The 19,036-nt window shown below is 52.7% G+C and carries 15 protein-coding genes and 1 pseudogene; 7 read left to right on the top strand and 9 right to left on the bottom strand.

The genetic code is table 11. The annotated features are described in order from the left end of the window. Position 1 precedes the first annotated feature (1 nt). Genes FHS30_RS06390 through FHS30_RS06375 form a run of 4 tightly spaced genes read left to right on the top strand, consistent with a single transcriptional unit; the run spans position 2 to position 5,040 of the window. Entirely contained in the window at positions 2 to 844 is an 843-nt protein-coding gene (locus tag FHS30_RS06390; RefSeq protein WP_183909566.1) for an enoyl-CoA hydratase/isomerase family protein, read from the top strand. Continuing rightward, on the top strand, positions 841 to 2,871 hold the full coding sequence (locus FHS30_RS06385; RefSeq protein WP_183909565.1) for an acetyl/propionyl/methylcrotonyl-CoA carboxylase subunit alpha: 2,031 nt from the start codon (positions 841 to 843) through the stop codon (positions 2,869 to 2,871). The genes FHS30_RS06390 and FHS30_RS06385 overlap by 4 nt, the downstream gene beginning before the upstream one ends. 1 nt (position 2,872) lies before the next feature. Continuing rightward, positions 2,873 to 4,051, top strand: a complete 1,179-nt coding sequence (locus FHS30_RS06380; protein WP_183909563.1) for an acyl-CoA dehydrogenase family protein — start codon at positions 2,873 to 2,875, stop codon at positions 4,049 to 4,051. Between the two features lie 53 nt (positions 4,052 to 4,104). Next, positions 4,105 to 5,040 carry a substrate-binding periplasmic protein gene (locus tag FHS30_RS06375; RefSeq protein WP_183909561.1) on the top strand — a complete coding sequence of 312 codons (936 nt, stop codon included), beginning with the start codon at positions 4,105 to 4,107 and terminating at the stop codon, positions 5,038 to 5,040. Here FHS30_RS06375 and ggt read toward each other — a convergent pair. Next, positions 5,037 to 6,728: a gamma-glutamyltransferase gene (gene ggt, locus FHS30_RS06370; RefSeq protein WP_183909559.1), complete on the bottom strand. Its 1,692-nt coding sequence runs from the start codon at positions 6,726 to 6,728 to the stop codon at positions 5,037 to 5,039. The two genes, FHS30_RS06375 and ggt, sit on opposite strands and share 4 nt — an antisense overlap. A 146-nt stretch (positions 6,729 to 6,874) precedes the next feature. Between ggt and FHS30_RS06365 the strand changes: the two genes are divergently transcribed. Then, a complete protein-coding gene (locus tag FHS30_RS06365; RefSeq protein WP_183909557.1) occupies positions 6,875 to 7,369 on the top strand; it encodes a 6-pyruvoyl trahydropterin synthase family protein in 495 nt (164 codons plus the stop codon). Further along, positions 7,370 to 8,131, top strand: coding sequence for a queuosine precursor transporter (locus FHS30_RS06360; protein WP_246341208.1), 762 nt, complete (start codon positions 7,370 to 7,372; stop codon positions 8,129 to 8,131). Positions 8,132 to 8,137: 6 nt separating this feature from the next. Here the strand turns inward: FHS30_RS06360 and FHS30_RS06355 are convergent, their stop codons facing one another. Further along, the gene (locus tag FHS30_RS06355) at positions 8,138 to 8,860 is read right to left on the bottom strand and encodes an SDR family NAD(P)-dependent oxidoreductase (protein ID WP_183909555.1); all 723 of its coding nucleotides are present in this window, start codon (positions 8,858 to 8,860) and stop codon (positions 8,138 to 8,140) included. Between the two features lie 435 nt (positions 8,861 to 9,295). On the opposite strand from FHS30_RS06355, the gene katG reads away from it, so the two are divergent. Continuing rightward, the gene (katG, locus tag FHS30_RS06350) at positions 9,296 to 11,506 is read left to right on the top strand and encodes a catalase/peroxidase HPI (RefSeq protein ID WP_183909553.1); all 2,211 of its coding nucleotides are present in this window, start codon (positions 9,296 to 9,298) and stop codon (positions 11,504 to 11,506) included. A gap of 337 nt (positions 11,507 to 11,843) precedes the next feature. Here katG and FHS30_RS06345 read toward each other — a convergent pair whose 3' ends face one another. The 7 genes and pseudogenes from FHS30_RS06345 to FHS30_RS06315 form a co-directional block, all read right to left on the bottom strand. Continuing rightward, a complete protein-coding gene (locus FHS30_RS06345; RefSeq protein WP_183909551.1) occupies positions 11,844 to 12,116 on the bottom strand; it encodes a hypothetical protein in 273 nt (90 codons plus the stop codon). A 213-nt stretch (positions 12,117 to 12,329) separates the two neighbouring features. Continuing rightward, complete coding sequence (locus FHS30_RS06340; RefSeq protein ID WP_183909549.1) at positions 12,330 to 13,034, bottom strand: alpha/beta fold hydrolase; 705 nt, start codon at positions 13,032 to 13,034, stop codon at positions 12,330 to 12,332. A 34-nt stretch (positions 13,035 to 13,068) separates the two neighbouring features. Further along, positions 13,069 to 13,599: a YaeQ family protein gene (locus FHS30_RS06335; protein WP_183909547.1), complete on the bottom strand. Its 531-nt coding sequence runs from the start codon at positions 13,597 to 13,599 to the stop codon at positions 13,069 to 13,071. A 599-nt stretch (positions 13,600 to 14,198) separates the two neighbouring features. After that, the gene (locus FHS30_RS06330) at positions 14,199 to 14,783 is read right to left on the bottom strand and encodes a hypothetical protein (RefSeq protein WP_183909545.1); all 585 of its coding nucleotides are present in this window, start codon (positions 14,781 to 14,783) and stop codon (positions 14,199 to 14,201) included. 639 nt (positions 14,784 to 15,422) lie between these two features. Then, positions 15,423 to 17,654, bottom strand: a complete 2,232-nt coding sequence (locus tag FHS30_RS06325) for a YgiQ family radical SAM protein (protein ID WP_183909543.1) — start codon at positions 17,652 to 17,654, stop codon at positions 15,423 to 15,425. 255 nt (positions 17,655 to 17,909) lie between these two features. After that, positions 17,910 to 18,761 (bottom strand): annotated as a pseudogene (gene rluB / locus FHS30_RS06320) (23S rRNA pseudouridine(2605) synthase RluB); the annotation flags it as partial. Next, positions 18,758 to 19,036 (bottom strand): hypothetical protein (locus FHS30_RS06315; protein WP_221197197.1); only part of this gene is annotated, 279 nt, incomplete at its 5' end. The pseudogene rluB and the gene FHS30_RS06315, both read right to left, overlap by 4 nt.

The raw sequence follows: 19,036 nt of genomic DNA, 5'->3' as shown, positions 1-19,036 counted from the left end.
GATGAATATCCCCACATGTGAACACATAAAAATTGCCCGCAACCTTTGCGGAATCACTGTCACGCTAAATCGCCCACAGGTGCGCAATGCAATCAATGGCGCCATGCTCAACGAACTGCTCGGCGTGTGCACCTGGATTTCAACACAGCAGGACATACGCGCATTGGTGCTACAGGGTGCCGATGGACACTTTTGCGCAGGCGGCGACATTGCCGACATGCTTGCAGCCGCTCAGGCCTATGAATCCGGTGACCAATCGGCATTTTATGAACTCAATCTTGCCTACGGAAAATTGCTGTTAACGATGGCGCGACTGCCCTGCACTACTATAAGCCTACTCGAGGGCTCAGTGATGGGCGGTGGCCTCGGTTTGGCGGCGGTGTCAGACATATGCCTCGCCAGCGAAACCGCACTGCTCGCCATGCCCGAAGCCACGCTCGGCTTACCACCTGCGCAAATCGCCGCCTTTGTGGCTGCGCGCATTGGCAACGCCAAGGCGCGACAAATGGCACTCACCGCAAAAAAGCTAACAGCACAGGAAGCACTGGACACTGGGTTAGTTGATCAATTGGTTCAAGATCAAGTGCACCTACAACAAGCCCTTGCCACTCAACTGCGTGCCATCAATCACTGTTCGCCTGCGGCCTTGAAAACCACCAAATCACTGCTGATACAACAAAGCCCCTTCAGCGAAGCCAACGACGCCAACTGTGAGCAAATGTTAGCGCGGGCAGCCCAAGCCTTTAGCGATGCAGTTACCCAGGGCGATGGCCCAGAGGGAACGCAGGCATTCATGCAAAAACGGCGGCCTAAATGGATTCGGGACGAGGAAGTTACAGCATGACAAACCGGAAAATTCAACGTCTGCTAGTGGCCAACCGCGGTGAAATTGCCTGCCGAATATTTCGTACCGCAAAAGCCATGGGCATGCACACCATCGCTGTTTTCAGTGATGCCGACGCCAACGCGCGACACGTTAAAATGGCGCACGAATGTCATCGACTCGGAACATCGACGGCCACAGACTCCTATCTCAACATTCAAGCCATTGTGCAGGCGGCAAAAGTCAGTGGCGCAGATGCAGTGCATCCAGGCTACGGATTTCTATCGGAAAATCACGCGCTTGCACAAGCACTTGACCAAGCCGGCATTATTTTTATCGGTCCTTCAAGCAATGCCATTGAGCTTATGGGCGACAAACGGCGCGCCAAGCAATTCGTCGCGCGTGCCGGTGTACCACTACTGCCCGGGTTTTCGGAGGAAAATGCGTCCAATGATCAGCTCATCAACGCCGCACAGGAGATCGGCTTCCCGTTGATGGTTAAAGCTGCACATGGCGGCGGCGGTAGAGGCATGCGTTTAGTGCTCGCGGCGGAACAGCTCGCGGCAGCCATCGACAGTGCCCGTGCAGAAGCACGCAATGCCTTTGGTAGTGATGCACTGCTGATCGAGCGGGCACTCACACAACCACGGCACATCGAAATTCAAATCTTCTCCGATCAACATGGGCAGTGTGTATATTTAGGGGAGCGCGATTGTTCAGTGCAACGCCGCCATCAAAAGGTCATAGAAGAAGCCCCCGCTGTTGATTTACCCGCTCCGCTACGACAAGCCATGGGCGAAGCGGCGGTGCGCATTGCATTGAGTTGTGACTATGTAGGCGCAGGCACGGTGGAGTTTCTCGTCGAGCAGGAGCAGTTTTACTTTTTAGAAATGAATACCCGGCTGCAGGTAGAACACCCTGTTACCGAAGCCATTTATGGCGTCGATCTCGTGCAGTGGCAACTGCAAATCGCCCAGGGAGCGCCACTACCGAAAACACAGCAGCAACTTGTGCCCAGAGGACACGCCATAGAAGTGCGACTGTACGCTGAAGACCCCGCACAAAATTTCATGCCACAAATCGGGCGCATGGCACTTTGGCAGAGCCTAGAGCAAGCGCACCAGCGAACGGATCACATGTTATTTAACGGCGCAGAGATCACCCAATGGTATGACCCTTTGCTGGCAAAGCTCATTGCCTGGGGTGAGTCACGGGACGCCGCCATACAACAACTATGCAATCAGATAGATGCCACCATCGCGCTTGGCGTTAACCATAATCTCGGCTTTCTCAGGCGCATATGCACACACCCAGGATTTACCGAGGCTCCGCCAACCACACAATTTTTAATCACCTACGATATCGCTAGGCCATCTGAAGCGGCCATGACTCAAGCGCGCGCCGCAGCCTGTTTGTACGCGTTCACACGCGCGCAACCAAACAACAAAAGCCACCATGCTCTGTCACAACTTAGCCACGCCAAGCAACAACGCTGGCTGCACAATGGCGCAGGTTTTCAAGCCACACTCGACGCCCGCCAATGGTGTAATGGCACATTAATATTGCACCTGAACGACGAGCAAGCGCTGCATTTAGAGCGCTGCTCATACACAGACAACCAAATATCCTTCACCCTTGACCACCAGTGCATTCACGCCTTTGTCGGTCACAATGAGCACCAGATTTTTGTGCAGCTGAAGTCTGATCACTACACCTTTGAACGCAACAAGCTGATCACAAATGCCGACACTGCCAGTGCATCCGGCAATTTAAACGCACCCATGGATGGTCAGGTACTCGCCATCTTGTGCGAATCTGGGCAGGTTGTTAATGCGGGCGACACCCTCTTACTGTTAGAGGCCATGAAGATGGAGTTGCCTATCAAGGCCACTGCAACGGGCGAAGCGACGCTGATGTGTCAGGTGGGCGACCAAGTTCGACAAGGGCAGTGTTTGGTTAACATTGCACCAGCGCCTGAAAATTGCGCGGCGCCGTCGGACCACATGCAGCAAACCAAAACAGCCTTTAAATCAACTGTGGGAAAATAACATGCCGATGCGCGATAGCATTCGCCTACCTAACCCCTACCAAACTGACACGCACCAACAGTGGCGCGCGAGCTTGCGTAAATTTGTAGATTCTCATATCACGCCCTTCGTAGATGATTGGGAGGAAGCCGGCACCCTTCCCCCATCGCTTTGGCAGGATGCCGCAAATGTCGGGTTACTGCAGTTGGGATACCCAGAAGCCTTGGGCGGCATCAGCGCGGGAACCGATTTACACCATATGATCATTGCCGCCGAGGAATTGGCCGCCTGCGGTGCTGGCGGCGTCTATGCATCGTTAATGGTCCACGGTATTGCGCTGCCGCCCATCGTTCACTATGGCAGTGAGGCACTGAAACAACGCATAGTCCCATCCGTGTTGGCCGGAGAGCAACACATCAGTTTGGCGATTACCGAACCGGGCGGCGGCTCCGATGTTGCACAGTTAACCACACAGGCACGACGAGAAGGCGATCACTACATCGTCAATGGCAGCAAAACACTTATTACCGGTGGCCTCCGCGCCAATTGGTTTACTACCGCCGTGCGCACGGGCGAAGCCGGTGTGAACGGCCTTTCGCTGTTATTGATTAACGCCAATCTTGAAGGCGTATCGCGCACTCCCCTCAGCAAAAAACAAGGCTGGTGGTGTTCAGACACCGCCACCCTCTATTTTGACAATGTCGTCGTACCCTGCGACCACTTAATCGGGCAAGAAAATAGTGGGTTTTTACCCATTGTCCACAATTTTAATAATGAGCGACTGGCGTTAACCGCCAGTGCCCTAGAAGCTGCAAGAGTATGTTTTGAAGACGCTTGGTGTTGGGCCAACGAACGCAACACCTTCGGCAAGCCATTGATCAAACACCAAGTGATTGGACATAAATTTGCAGAGATGCTGCGCCAGATCAATGCCACCCAGGGCTATTTAGACAGCTGCGCGTGGCAAATTACCCAAGGCATCAGTAAACCCAGCGACGTCGCACTGCTCAAAGTTCAAGCCACACAAACCCTGGAATTCTGTGCCCGCGAAGCACTGCAAATTCTTGGTGGTGCGGGCTACTTACGGGGTTGTCGCGCGGAACGCATTTACCGTGAGGTGCGGGTAAATGCTATCGGGGGTGGCTCAGAAGAAATAATGAGAGACCTCGCCTGGCGACAATTAATGGCGAGTAATGCGTAAACGCAGCCAGCAAACTGCTAGACTAGCATCAACGTTCGATGTCCCGGTGGCCTATGTCTCACGCTTTTTGGTGGAAATTATTGATAGGGATCATCACCTTAGCCGGTGCGCTCACCGCTAATGCCACCAATACACCCACGGCACCCACCCACAACCAAACGGTGTTGCCCACCGACAAAAGCCCTCAACAAGTCATCATCAAGATACCCCAACAAGAGTTCAGTAGTTCGGGGCACACCAACTATGTCATCACCCTGCTGCGGCTTGCTCTCGCACGGAGCAAATCACCCAATGAGGAAATCGTTCTACAGTCTATCCCTGAAACCTTTACCCAGGCACGACTTATTGCGGAATTACAGCGTGGATTATCGGTGGATGTCATTTGGACCATGACATCCAAAGAGCGAGAAGATGCCATGCAACCCATTCGGGTGCCGCTTCTTAAAGGCCTATTGGGCAAGAGGGTTTTTTTAATTCGTGCAGGCCAACAGGATGTTTTCTCACGCATTACGTCGCTACAGCAACTGGCACAGCTGACAGCTGGACAAGGCGCCCACTGGCCCGACACCGACATACTGAGAGCCAATGGCTTGCGCGTGCACACCTCAATACAGTACGAACTTTTATTTTCGATGTTGCGCGGCGGGCGTTTTGACTACTTTCCTAGAGGTGTTAATGAAGCCTGGATTGAGCTTGAAGCCCACAAAGATGAAGGGCTAGCCGTAGAAGAAACATTGATGTTGTCGTATCCAGCACCCATGTATTTTTTTGTACAACACGGAAATGCCGCGCTTGCCCAACGACTAGAACAAGGATTGGAGTTGATGATTCAAGACGGCAGCTTCGACGCTCTATTTGAAAGCCACCCAAGTCTGATGCATTTTCTAAAGCGCGCCAACATGAAAAATCGGCGCGTCTTCAAATTGGCAAACCCCGGACTCCCCGAAGAAACACCTCTCCAAGAAGCCCGTTATTGGCTGGGCGATTAATCTTTATTGCGCGCAGCTAAACGCGGCTCAGACACAGCAACCCATTTTCCATCCACCCAGGCAATGGCCTGCGTGGAACCATAGGGCCCCATCTCTTTTAATTTGTGGCCTTTATTGAGCAAGATTTGACGCGTACCCGCGGGCATATTCGCCTCTATGAACAACATATCGGGACGCCACTGCTGATGGATACGGGTTTTTGCCAAGGCGTCATCGAGCGGCATGCCCAAGTCTAAATGGTTCACGATGGCTTGCACCACTTGGGTAATAATCGTAGGGCCACCCGCGGCACCCACTGTCATCACCGGCTGATCGCCCTTGAGAATAATGGTGGGCGTCATCGAGGACAGTGGCCGCTTGCCCGGTTGCACGCTGTTGGCCTCAGTGCCCACCAAACCGTACACATTGGGCACGCCCGGTTGCACGGAAAAATCATCCATTTGGTTATTGAGCACGACGCCCGTGCCCGGCACGATCACCTTCGAACCAAAATCCGTGTTTACTGTTGTGGTAATAGCCACCCAGTTGCCCCATTTATCGGCGGCAGCGATATGGGTGGTGTGTTTCGCGAACAAATCGACATCGACATCTTTCGGGGTGCCGGGTCCGGTGACATCTAACACGCTATCCATATTGATGCGTGCAGCTTGTCGTCCAATGTAATCTGACTGCACTAAACCTTTTGGCACCTTGGTAAACGCAGGATCACCCAACCAATAAGCCCGATCGGCAAACGCCAGTTTCATCGCTTCACCGATGACGTGGTAACGGTCGCCATCGTTGAGTGATTTCAGATCGAAGGCCTCCAGCATGCCCAATATCTGTGCGGTATGCACCCCACCCGAACTGGGCGGCGGAAACCCCACCAAGGTATAACCCCGATACGATGTGGTAATTGGTTTGCGCTCAACGACGGAATAATCAGCAAAGTCTTTCGCGGTTAATACACCGCCGTTGGCGGCCATCCAATCGCCAACAGACTTGGCAAAGGCACCCTTATAAAAATAGCCGCTGCCTTCTTTTGCAATAGCCCGCAAGGTATTAGCCAGATCGCGCTGCGCCAAGGTATGGCCTTTGGGCCAAGGGTTGCCCTCTGGATCTAATAAAATCTCGGCGCTGCCGGGAAATTGTGCAAGCCGCTCTGCTGAACGCGCTAGGCGCCCCGCAAATATTCTGTCAATGGCAAAACCCTGCTCTGCCAAAGACGCCGCGGGAAGTAACACTTTTGCATAGGGTAAGGCGCCGGCCTTTTGCATCGCCAGCTCATAGGCTGCCACGGAACCGGGCACGCCGGCGGCCAAGGGGCCCATTTGACTCAAACGGGTATCGGCAACTCCCTCAATAACGAACATGTCCCTGTGAGCGGCCATGGGGGCCGTCTCTCGGCCGTCGATTGCAAATAACTCACCCTTGGCTGTGCGAATTAAAACAAATGCGCCGCCACCAATACCGGAGTTGTGGCTATCCACAACACCCAGCGTTATGGCTGCCGCTACGGCGGCATCGACTGCATTCCCGCCCTCAGCTAAGGCGTTCATACCCGCCTGAGTCGCAAGAGGATGCACTGTGGCTACGGCGCCAGCGTCAACCGCTTGTGCATAAGGTGGCGCATCAGTTTGAGCACTTACATGACTCACTAACGCTAATAACGCACCTGCAAACAACAGCCGATTGAGCACTTGCTTCATCTGATTATCTCCTGTCAACGTATTCTGGCAGCATACTCCGTCTGCCCTTTAGTGCAAAGGAACGGGGTACAATTTTGCTGGCCCCAACCCTATACTGGGCCAGCAGCTTCACCATACCTGATCACATTATAACCAGCGGTACGCGAATGAGCAGTCTCACCACCATCGAAGTCAACAAAGAGGATATGAAATTCTCTGCCGCCCACTTCACGATATTTTCGGGCACTGAGCGCGAGCGATTGCACGGCCATAACTTTCGCGTTTCCATGAGTATCAGCTCACCCGCCAATCGCAACGGTTTGGCATTCAGCTATAAAATTCTCAAAGATAAAATTCGTGCGCTCTGTGACGAATTGGATGAATACACCCTGCTGCCAGCCAAATCGCCCTATTTAGCCATCGTCGAACAAGGCTCCCAATACCAAGCCAGCTTCAACGGTGAAACCCTGGTATTTCTAAAAAGTGATTGTAAATTGCTGCCCATTCCAAACACGACGGTAGAGGCCTTTGCAGACTATCTACTGCAACGCTTTCTGCACGACGATGACTTTGTCTCGCGCCACGACATCGCACAGGTAGAGATGAAAGTTTCCTCTGGCCCTGGTCAATGGGGCTCCTGCATTTGGCGCGAGGGCATTTAATTGACTCCACCGTTAACGCAGCAGGAATTAAACTGGCGCCGCGAAAAAGTATTTTTAGTATTGGCGGGCTTTTTCTTAAGCGCTATGACGCTGCTCAACGTGATTGGCATCACACGCTTTATTCAATTGGGCCCAATGGCGCTCGCTGTGGGAGTTCTTCCCTATCCACTGACTTTTTTGTGTACTGATTTAGTCAGCGAAATCTACGGTAAACGGCGCGCCAATTTTATGGTGACCGTTGGCCTCATCATGAATATCTTTGTTATAGCAGTACTTTGGATTGGCAATTCACTGCCTTCCGTAGCCGCCGACAGCATGCCACCTTGGCAATCACTCAACCTATCAAGTGACGTGATATTGCCCGACGGCACCGTGGTTGGCGACACCATTGAACTTTACCAGCTGATCTTCGCCTGCACCTCCGGCGCCGTCGTGGCGTCTATGCTCGCCTACATTGCAGCGCAATATTGCGATGTCCACCTATTCCATTTTTGGAAGCGCCTCACCAAAGGAAAACACCTGTGGCTGCGCAATAATCTATCCACATTGGTTAGCCAAGGCGTAGACTCATTCACCGTAATCAGTATCACCTTTGGCGCAGCCTATTTTGCCGGCGCCATTTCACTGCCCCAGCTATTGGTTTTAATGGGCAGCAACTACCTTTTTAAGATGGTGGTGGCACTGGTGGATACACTGCCCTTTTACGGCGCGGTTCACTACCTGCGTCGCTATTTACACATCGACAATGAAGTCGAACACTGAGCGCGCCTAGCGCTCTATTTGGCCCAAATTCGCGTGAATGACTGCGCCGTTAAATACCGGCTGGGTCGCTGCCGCGTAAATTGCCGCAGCCATTTCCTGCGATTCGATTAGGCGATTAAAGGTGACGCCACTGGCAATGCTATCGAGAATCGATTGATCGCCGCCCACATGCGCCCGCAACATTTCAGTGTCGGTAAAACCCGGGCACACACAATTCGTATGAATGCCCCTGCCCGCCAAATCTTGGCAGGTGGCGCGCATCAAGCCAACCAACGCATGTTTCGAGGTGACATAGCTGCAGGTATTGGCCACGGCTTTTTCGCTCAAGGTTGAGCCCACGTACACGATGGCCGAGCCCGGTGCCATGGCGGGCAATATCAATTGATTTAACTGACTCGGTGCCACAACGTTAAGCTGAAGCACTCGGCTGAAATCTTTCGCTTCAATGGCGTCGACACTGTCTTTATGCATAATGGCAGCATTGTGCACCAACACCACCTGCCCCGACCCCGTTGGCAGCGCCGCAGACACCGCCGAGTGCACCAAGGCCCCACCCTTTTCCTCCCAGCGTATGTCACTCATGTCCAGTGCCAAATTGACAACGCCTTCCACGCTGCAGGGTGACCGAGAAATGTTGATAACCGCAAACCCGTCATTCAGAAACCGCTCGATGACCGCCCGCCCGATACCTTTACTACCACCGGTAATCACTAGTAATTTCGCCGTCACAAGCCACTTCCTCTCGCCAATTGATTAATGCGCCCATTTTAAGGGGATAGACCCCATCCGCAAAACCCCTCACGCCTTTTACGGCTGTTGCCCCTGCTGAAAGCAGGTAACTCGGATAGTAAGCTAGATAGCAACGCCTGCTCACCACGCCATAGTGACACAGCGCCAGTAAAACTTCGCCGCCATCCAACATCCAAACTGCTGCGTATTGATCAGTTAAATCCGGCGTGTCAGCGCCCTTCAAATCGCGCTGCCCAAAGGCATTTGAGCGTGGGGCTATCAGACCAGTTGTGAAACTCAATTATTAAAATCCAAGCCACCTAACTATAACTATGCTTAATGTCCAATGCGGCTCAAGCTGACTGGCACACTGAGCGCCACAGCAATAGCTACGGGTATCAATTCACTCACACGAAAGCATTACGGGAGATTGCAATGAGTAATAACGAATCAATGGCCAGGGGTAAGTGCCCGGTAATGCATGGCGCACTCACCCGCACCGGCGGCACTGGCACTGCCAACGAAGACTGGTGGCCCAACCAATTAAAACTGAGCATCTTGCATCAGAACGATCGCAAGGCGAATCCGCTGGATGAAAGCTTCAGCTACAAAGATGCCTTCAACAAATTAAACTTAAAAGCCCTCAAGAAAGATCTGCACGCACTCATGACAGATTCGCAGGACTGGTGGCCCGCAGATTACGGCCACTATGGGCCGTTTTTTATTCGCATGGCCTGGCACAGTGCCGGCACCTACCGCATGGGCGATGGCCGCGGCGGCGCAGGCAGCGGCGAGCAGCGCTTTGCACCCACCAACAGCTGGCCAGATAACGTAAATCTGGATAAAGCCCGTCGCCTGCTTTGGCCCATTAAGCAAAAATACGGGAACAAAATTTCCTGGGCAGATTTAATGATTCTAACCGGCAATGTGGCGCTGGAATCTATGGGCCTTAACACCTTTGGCTTTGCCGGCGGCCGGGAAGACATTTGGGAACCCCAAGGCGACACCTACTGGGGCTCTGAGAAGAAGTGGCTGGCAGACAATCGCTACAGCGGCGAACGCGAGCTGGAAAACCCGCTGGCGGCGGTGCAAATGGGCCTGATTTATGTAAACCCCGAAGGCCCCAACGGCAAGCCAGATCCAAAGGCCGCCGCCCACGATATTCGTGAAACTTTCGCGCGTATGGCCATGGACGACTACGAAACCGTGGCGCTGGTTGCCGGTGGCCACACCTTCGGTAAAACCCACGGCGCAGGCCCGGAAAGCCACAAGGGCCCGGAGCCTGAGGCCGCACCCATTGAGGCGCAGGGCTTTGGCTGGCACAGCAACATGGGCACAGGCCACGGCGAAGATACTATTTCGAGTGGTCTGGAAGGCGCCTGGACGCCAACCCCCACCCAATGGGACAACAGCTTTTTCGACACGCTCTTTGGCTACGAGTGGGAGCTCACCAAAAGCCCCGCTGGTGCCCACCAGTGGAAGCCCAAGGGCAATGCAGGCCAAGGCACAGTGCCCGACGCTCACAACCCCAACAAGCGCCACGCGCCCATGATGGCCACCACCGACCTCGCACTCATTGCAGACCCGGCCTATCGCAAAATTTCCGAGCGGTTTCATAAGAACCCAGCCGAATTTGCCGATGCCTTCGCCCGCGCCTGGTTCAAGCTCACCCACCGCGACATGGGCCCCAAAAGCCGCTACCTTGGGCCGGAAGTACCGGCAGAGGAACTGCTCTGGCAAGACCCACTGCCCGAGCGGGATTTCTCGCTCATCTCCGGCAAAGATGCCAACGACCTGAAAGCGAAAATACTGGCCAGCAAGCTCACGCACACAGCGCTCATTGCCACTGCCTGGTGCAGCGCCAGTACTTTTCGCGGTTCAGATAAACGCGGCGGCGCCAACGGTGCCCGCATTCGGCTGGCCCCGCAAAAAGATTGGCCCGCCAATGAGCCGGAACAATTGGCCAATGTGTTGAGCACGCTTGAGCGTATTCAAAAGGCGTTTAACAAAGCCCAAACCGGCAAAAAGCGCGTAAGCATGGCAGACATGATTGTACTGGGTGGCAACGCCGCCATTGAGGCCGCTGCCCTAGCGGCAGGCCACAAAGTAAAAGTACCCTTTTCGCCGGGCCGGGTAGATGCCACGCAAGAGCAAACAGATGTTGATGCCTTTGAAGTTTTGGAACCCAAAGCCTGCGGCTTTAGAAATTACCAAAAGGCCGATTACAGCGTAAGCGCAGAGGAGTTACTGCTAGACCGTGCGCAACTGCTCACACTCACGGCACCGGAGATGACGGTAGTCATTGGCGGCATGCGCGCGTTAAATGCCAACGTGGGCGGCCAGCCTCACGGCGTGTTCACAAAAACGCCCGGCAAACTCACCAATGATTTTTTTGTAAACCTGTTAGATATGAACACCCAATGGGTGCCAACCTCTCCAAAGGCCAACCTCTTCGAGGGCCGCAACCGCAAAACCGGCAAAGTGCAATACACAGCCACGCGGGTAGATTTACTGTTTGGCTCTAACGCGCAGCTAAGGGGTATTGCGGAGGTTTACGCAATGGAAGGTGCAGAAAAAACCTTTGTGAAAGACTTTGTTAAAGCCTGGGCGAAAGTGATGGATGCCGACAGGTTTGATTTGCGCTAGCTTATCTTTAGGCTTTTGAGAAGAACTGGAACGCCGCCTTAGTGCGGCGTTTTTTTGTGGTGTTTATTGTGATGTTGGTTAGGGGCTGTTGGTTTAAAAGCGGTTTAGTTGGGTGGGCTAGGCCACCCACCCCCTTGCGCCCGCAGGCCACTACATCGCGGGTTTTTGGCATAGTGCGATTCTCATAGCCTTGCAATTGGCCTGCGGGCGCAAGGGGGTGGCTAGCCTTTGTGTAGATGGGTGGTAAGCGAAAGCAGCTGGGTCATGAAAGCTATTTTTGAATAGCTGCGTTTAACCGACCAAAGAAAGTGCGCCGCTTCACGCTGCGCAACTCTACTTATATTTTCTTAAATCGGTAAGGATTTTCACTGCCTTCACTGTGAAAATACAAAAGCTCGCCATCTGCCACTTGCACAAATGCAGGTTTTACAAGATGCGCTACCGCACGCTCTGCCCCCAGCCCAGAACTTCCAGTCTGCCCATTGTGTGCAAGCAGGGTTTCATCTAACCGCAACCGACTCTCTGCGGGCACCACATTTACATGGGTGGAATACCCTAAATCCCCCGCGGCCCGCTTCAACTCATCAGAACCCTTGCACTCAAGAGTCATCTTGTAACCGCTTGAGTAAAACCGTTCCCATCTGACAACAGGCAGCAGCTCGCCGGCTTGTGCAGTACTCGCCAAAGTGAAAATAGTAAATACGAATACAGATAAAACGGCTTACTTGGCTTACGCTCCTTGTTAAATTTTAACACTGCAGCCTGCAAACCATCAGCGCTGAGCAGAAATCAATGACTCTGACCCTATTGATCGAAACCACCACTATTTAAACGGCGTATTTCTTGCTCCTATTACGGGCTTCAGCACATCAAGAATTACTTCTGCACATTCCTTTGGCGAAGTCTGAGCTATAAAATGGCCGCCGTCGATTTGCATGACATTAAGATTTGGATAACAACACTTTACCGCATCCACGGCACTAGACCCGACGAGCCTATCGGCAGCAGGTCGAATATAAATACAAGCAACATCGTGAATTTCGTCACTTACCTTTATCAATGAAATATTCTTGAATCGCTGCTTGAGAACTTTAACCGGCACAGCATGCAGGGCATTCAGAATTTCTTCAATTTTCGCTGGGGCTCCACGCCCATTAAAACCAAAAAAATTTATCAAATTTCGAACTAAAAAATTTTTCCTTATCCATCTGGTCGGCATCGCAAACCCCAACAATGAAATTCTTGAAGGAGGCCCAATAAAGCTAGCAATAAAAATTAAACTGATGAGCTTATTGCCTAACAACCCACACAAAGCGTGCGCGATAGGACCCGAATACGACTCAGCAACTACAACAACATCATTTTGCCCAACCAACTCTGCAATTAATACAGCTTGCTCATCATAGGTTTCGCCACCGATATCGTTTAATGATACAACTTGAACTTCAAATTCAAGCGGTATGTACTTCACCAGATCATTAAACAACTGCCCTGTTCCATCTAATCCTGGCAATAATAGTAATTTCAAGTATCACCCCACTTATCAATGCAGAATGCCAAAATCAAAATGCGCCTACGATGATATGCGCTACAGCACTACCTGTATCCACATAGAGCTCACCACCGGCAATGCTGATACTCCAGCGGATGTTGCGATCCAGGTTTTTGGCGAGCTGTTCTATGTCTGCCCAGGGGAAGCGGGCGATGGTGAGTTTTTCTGATTGGGGGATATCTTTGCTCTCTATGCCCCACCAGGTATCTGCGGTTTTGCCAAAGGCATAGAGCTTTACCTCTGCGGCTTGGTTTACGGCTTTGCGGAGCCTGTCTGCTTTGGGTTGGCCTACTTCGATCCATAGGGCAATTGCACCGTGATCTTCTTTTAGCCAGAGGTCTGGCTCTTCTGCGGTTGAAATACCTTTGGTAAAGGCCAAGCGTTCATCGGCATTTAAGGCAAAGGCCAGAATACGCACCACCATGCGCTCAGCGGTTTCAGAGGGATGCTGGGCAAGGGTCAGTTGGTAGCTTTGGTAGTGGTGCTTATCGCTATCTGCCAGATTCAGGTTTAATTTATATATCGTGGGCTTAAGGGCCATGAAAACTCGCCGGTACTTGATGTGTAGCCCCGTAGAATATTGCAGCAACGTCAGAATTACAAAGCGAAACGCCGCTCCTATTCCCACTCCACCATTCTCCACACCACCCAAGCTCACAAGAAGTAAGGTAAACACCTTGTGCCCGCAGGCCAATTGCGAACACCTCACGCAGCACGTTGCCCAATACTCGCAGCGCAGTGACCGGAGGGCACAAGGTGTTTGCCTTGCTTCCTATGCCTAAGTTAAAACCCTATAAACTCCACGCCCTCACCTGCTTTTGCCTGCGCGACGAACCACTTGAGCAACCAGCCGCACCTACGTTTCAACAACCCACTCGCCAAAGCTCTTCCTCTAAAAAGTACGCATCAAAACCAACGCACCACCCAAGCTCACAAGAAGTAAGGTAAACACCTTGTGCCCGTAGGCCAATTGCGAACACTTCGCGCGGTGTAGGGCCTCCAGGCACAAGGTATTTACGAATGCGCGATGCTGCCAAAATAGTTTCTGAGGGACTTAAAGTATTCAATTCGAAAAAGCAAAAAACGCCGCATAATGCGGCGTTTTCTAAAGTTCTCTGCTACCTGAGCGGCACCGAAAAACTATTTCACGAGAGTTGTAATAAACTTCGAAGCGGCTTTTTTGGCAAGATCTTCTGCTGCCGCGCTTACCGCTTGATTATTACCCGACTTTATATCGTCTGTACTAATTGGTGTATTCTTTGGATCGTTAGATCCGTTGAATGTGTCGCTCGCTATAAGCTTGCCCGTGCTATCAAGCAACTTCATCTCAATAATACCTGCAAGCAGAATATTTTCATCTTCAGCGCCAATTGGCTTGCCCAACCACCAATAGGTTGTGTTTAAAGAAAGCGTATAGTCGCCACCAGATTTGGCATTGAACTGCTCTGAGAAATGTACAGCCAACTCAGCCTCAACTGTTTTGGCTGGGTCAGCTAATTCGAGCTTCTGCTCAAGTGCACCACCCTTCACTTTCTGCCCTAACGCCCCAAAAAGCATTGCTCCATCCAGATTAGAGGCCATGCTTGCTGCTGGAAGTACGGTTACAGAAACTCCTTTTCCGTACAAATTTTTAGCATCATCAGGACTTAATTTTACAGTTGGCGTTGCACATGCCGATAGCAGAAATGCAAGAAAAATCCCGCCTAAAGAAATATATCCTCTCATAAAGCCTCTATTCTAATTATTAATTGTCGAAAAAATACCGCCAAGCATAATAAAGAATGCGTGCCTATATCTTACCCATAAACTGGCGTAAGAATTATACCGCCAGACCTGACTCCAAGGTCAAGCAAGTATTCCAAACACTATAACTTCCCCCTGAAAAATAGCCCACTCATCACACACTCCACTACAAATGCTCACAAGAAGCGAGGTAAACACCTTGTGCCCGCAGGCCAATTGCGAACACCTCACGCAGCACGTTGCCCAATACTCACAGCGCAGTGACCGGAGGGCACAAGGTGTTTGCCTTGCTTCCTGCGCCGAAGCTACAACCTTATTCCTCACCTGCCTTGCCCAGTCAGCGAACAGCCTGAAAAAACCACCCCACCACTTGCCCTACTACCGATGCTGACAAGAAGTAAGGTAAATGCCTTGTGCCCGCAGGCCAATTGTGAACACTTCGCGCGGCATATTTCCTTGTACTCGCAGCGCAGTGGCCGGAGGGCACAAGGTGTTTGCCTTACTTCCTGCGCCCAACCTAGATATTTATAACTACCCCTCCCCTTCAATGGGCCAAAAAAACGGGCGACTAAAAAGTCGCCCGCTTAAGAATTAACTACTTACTAAAACCCGCTACCCAAACTACCTGCTCTTAGAGCGCGGTTTCCCCCTGCGCGGGTTTTGCGGTTTGCGTGCCGGGATTTTATCGAACTTATTGCCGCTCGCCTTCTGGCGTGCGCCACCCTGTACAAACTGCTTACGGCCATTTTTAGATTCACTGGGTAGTAGCTTATCGATCAAATGCGCCTTGTTCATTTTAATGAGCGATTCACGCAAAAAGCCCCAATTGCTAGGGTCGTGATAGCGCAATAACGCCTTGTGGAGTTTACGTTGATCTTTATCGCGCGGAATGTACAGGCTGCCCTTTTTGTAGCTTAATTTTTTCAGCGGGTTGCGCTGTGAAAAATACATGGCCGTGGCCAGTGACATAGGCGATGGGTAGAAGGTTTGCACCTGATCTACCTCAAAGTTGTTTTTCTTCAACCACAGCGCGAGGCTTAGCATGTCCTCATCTTCTGTGCCGGGGTGAGCGGCGATGAAGTAAGGCACCAAGTATTGGGTTTTACCCGCCTCTTTTGAATACTTATCAAACAGCTTTTTAAAAGCGTAATAGCTCTCCATGCTGGGCTTCATCATCATGTCTAATGGGCGCCCCTCGGTGTGCTCGGGTGCGATTTTCAACATGCCGCCTACATGGTGCGTTACCAATTCTTTTACGTATTCCGGGTCGCGCACGGCCAGATCGTAGCGTAAGCCAGAGGCAATAGAGACCCGTTTAACGCCGGGAATCGCGCGCGCTTTGCGGTACAACTGCGTGGTGTGTTTGTGATCTGTGCCCAGGTTTTTACAAATTGTGGGGAATACACAAGAGAGCCTGCGGCAGGCGCTTAAGGTGGGCAAATCTTTACACTGCAAACGGTACATGTTCGCCGTGGGGCCACCCAAATCGGAAATGTGGCCGGTAAAGCCCGGGACCTTTTCCCGAATATCTTCAATTTCACGCAGAATGGATTCTTCTGAACGGCTTTGGATGATGCGCCCTTCGTGCTCGGTAATCGAACAAAAGGTACAGCCGCCAAAACATCCGCGCATAATATTGATGGACGTTTTGATCATCTCATAGGCGGGGATTTTCGCGTTTCCGTAACTCGGATGCGGGCGTCGCTGGTAGGGCAAATCGAACACGCCATCCAGCTCATCGGTTTCCAACGGCATGGGCGGTGGGTTAACCCAAATTTCGCGGTTGCCGTGTTTTTGAATCAACGGGCGCGCGTTAAAGGGGTTCGCTTCCTGGTGCAGCACGCGCGAGGCGTGGGCGTAGAGCACTGGGTCGTTGCGCACTTTTTCAAAGCTGGGTAGCCGGATATAGGTATTTGGATCTTTGTAACTGCGACCGGCCAGAGGCATGGGAATAATGCGCACGGGTTGCACTTCATCGGCCGGGTTCGCCGCTTGATTTTGCTGGCAAGGCGCGCTGCTGGCTTGCAACTGCCCCTCGCCCGCTTTCAAGCCCACTTGCGTGTTGTTGGCATCGTTGCCGGTATCTTGCTGATACTCGTAGGGGTTGGGCAATTTATCAATATTGCCGGGCCAGTCGATCCGGGATGAATCAATTTCCGTCCAGCCCGAAGGCGGCGCTTTGCGAATCACCGTGGTGCCGCGCAGCGTGCTCAACTCTTCAATGGTTTTACCGGCCGCTAAGCCATGGGCAATGTCGGCAATGGCGCGCTCGGCGTTGCCGTACAACAAAATATCAGCCGTGGCATCTATCAACACCGAGCGGCGCACTTGGTCGCTCCAGTAATCGTATTGAGCAATGCGACGCAAGCTCGCTTCAATGCCACCCAGCACGACTGGCACATCACTGTAGGCTTCTTTACAGCGCTGGGAATACACCAGCACACAGCGATCGGGCCGCTTGCCGCCCACGCCGCCGGGCGTATAGGCGTCATCGTTGCGCACTTTTTTATCGGCGGTGTAGCGGTTGATCATGGAATCCATGTTGCCGCCGCTCACGCCAAAAAATAAATTCGGCTTGCCCAACGCTTTAAAGGGGTCGGCAGATGTCCAGTCTGGCTGACAAATCAATCCAACGCGAAAACCTTGCGCCTCTAAAAAGCGACCGATCACCGCCATGCCAAAGCTTGGGTGATCTACGTAGGCATCGCCGCACACGATGATGATGTCGCAGGAATCCCAGCCGAGTTGATCCATCTCTGCGCGCGACATGGGCAAAAACGGCGCTGGGCCGAAACATTCGGCCCAGTAGCGAGGATAAGAAAAAAGCTGTGTTGCCTGAGTTGAGTGCGCCATGGCTATAATTTACCGCCGCGGTCCACGATCAGTTCCGGCGCGCGACTTACTTGTTTGAGTCTTAGCGCCAGACTTGGTTGTACGCGGTTTTTTAGCGCCCGATTTGCCGGCCGCTTGTTTTGCCGCCGGTTTCGGAGTCGACGCTTTACTCAGAGGCGCCAACGCGGGGCGCGCTTTTTGCGGTTTGGCGTGGTCTGCAGATTCCTGCATTGTGCCGCCTTCGGCGCGGGGCTTTTTCAATTGTCGCGCCAGTGGACGCTTTGAGGCGCCCACGCGCAACTTGCGCTCATGGCGCTCACGGGTTTCGCGGGTCTCCACGGCCTCGGATTGCGGCCGGTGTTCAATGCCCGCCGTGGCGCACAGATCGCTAATTTCTTTGTCGGTGAGCTCAACCCACTGGCCCACGCGCACGTGCGAGGGAATGAAACAATTGCCATAGCGCACGCGCTTCAAACGACTGACGCGCACGCCTTGCGATTCCCACAAGCGACGCACTTCGCGATTGCGCCCCTCCATGACTACGCAGTAAAACCAACGGTTGCGACCTTCGCCGGCGCCGTCAACGATATCGGTAAACTGGGCTACGCCATCTTCTAGCAATACGCCATCCAACAAGCGCTGACGCATGTCGTCGTCTACATCGCCTTGAATGCGCACGAGGTATTCCCGATCGATGACCGAGGACGGGTGCATTAATCTATTAGCCAATTCGCCATCGTTGGTGAATAGCAGTAAGCCGCTGGTGTTGAAGTCCAATCGACCTACAGAAATCCAACGCTCACCTTTCAACTGGGGCAGGCGATCGTATACGGTGCGTCGGCCCTCCGGATCGGAGCGCGAGCAAATCTCACCTTCGGGCTTGTTGTATAGCAATACGCGTCGGGTGACTTCACCGGCGCTGAAAGTGATGTTTTTGCCATCGACACGAATGCTCGCATCGGCGCCAACGCGATCGCCAAGGGCCGCCGTTTTACCGTTGACCTCCACGCGCCCCGACTCAATCAATCGCTCCATTTCTCGACGCGAACCGAGGCCGGCGCGGGCCAGCACTTTTTGGAGTTTTTCGTCGCTCGCTTGAGTCGACTGGGGTTCTTTTTGTTTACTCATACCGCACTTGGGTCTTCTTCAATGGATTCGCTTGACGCCTCGAGGTCTGCGTCAACTGGGGTTGCCGAGACTTCGGCATCCAATAAATTAATGTCACTCTGACTATCAGAATCCGGCACTGGGTCTGATTCAGCGTGCACATCTGTGTCTGCGTCTGCGTCTGTGTCTGCGTCTGCGTCTGCGTCTGCGTCTGCGTCTGCGTCTGCGTCTGCGTCTGCGTCTGCGTCTGCGTCTGCGTCTGCGTCTGCGTCTGCGTCTGCGTCTGCGTCTGCGTC

The organism is Simiduia aestuariiviva, assembly GCF_014192475.1.
Classification (GTDB): domain Bacteria; phylum Pseudomonadota; class Gammaproteobacteria; order Pseudomonadales; family Cellvibrionaceae; genus Simiduia; species Simiduia aestuariiviva.
This window is presented reverse-complemented; position numbering and strand designations above follow the sequence as displayed.

What these genes read in the sequence shown, in the direction of transcription:
- FHS30_RS06385 (WP_183909565.1), top strand. Translation starts at nt 841, where the DNA reads ATGACAAACCGGAAAATTCAACGTCTGCTAGTGGCCAACCGCGGTGAA.
- FHS30_RS06325 (WP_183909543.1), bottom strand. Translation starts at nt 17,654, where the DNA reads ATGGCGCACTCAACTCAGGCAACACAGCTTTTTTCTTATCCTCGCTAC.
- FHS30_RS06330 (WP_183909545.1), bottom strand. Translation starts at nt 14,783, where the DNA reads ATGAGAGGATATATTTCTTTAGGCGGGATTTTTCTTGCATTTCTGCTA.
- FHS30_RS06365 (WP_183909557.1), top strand. Translation starts at nt 6,875, where the DNA reads ATGAGCAGTCTCACCACCATCGAAGTCAACAAAGAGGATATGAAATTC.
- FHS30_RS06335 (WP_183909547.1), bottom strand. Translation starts at nt 13,599, where the DNA reads ATGGCCCTTAAGCCCACGATATATAAATTAAACCTGAATCTGGCAGAT.
- FHS30_RS06345 (WP_183909551.1), bottom strand. Translation starts at nt 12,116, where the DNA reads ATGACTCTTGAGTGCAAGGGTTCTGATGAGTTGAAGCGGGCCGCGGGG.
- FHS30_RS06380 (WP_183909563.1), top strand. Translation starts at nt 2,873, where the DNA reads ATGCCGATGCGCGATAGCATTCGCCTACCTAACCCCTACCAAACTGAC.
- FHS30_RS06390 (WP_183909566.1), top strand. Translation starts at nt 2, where the DNA reads ATGAATATCCCCACATGTGAACACATAAAAATTGCCCGCAACCTTTGC.
- ggt (WP_183909559.1), bottom strand. Translation starts at nt 6,728, where the DNA reads ATGAAGCAAGTGCTCAATCGGCTGTTGTTTGCAGGTGCGTTATTAGCG.
- katG (WP_183909553.1), top strand. Translation starts at nt 9,296, where the DNA reads ATGAGTAATAACGAATCAATGGCCAGGGGTAAGTGCCCGGTAATGCAT.
- FHS30_RS06375 (WP_183909561.1), top strand. Translation starts at nt 4,105, where the DNA reads ATGTCTCACGCTTTTTGGTGGAAATTATTGATAGGGATCATCACCTTA.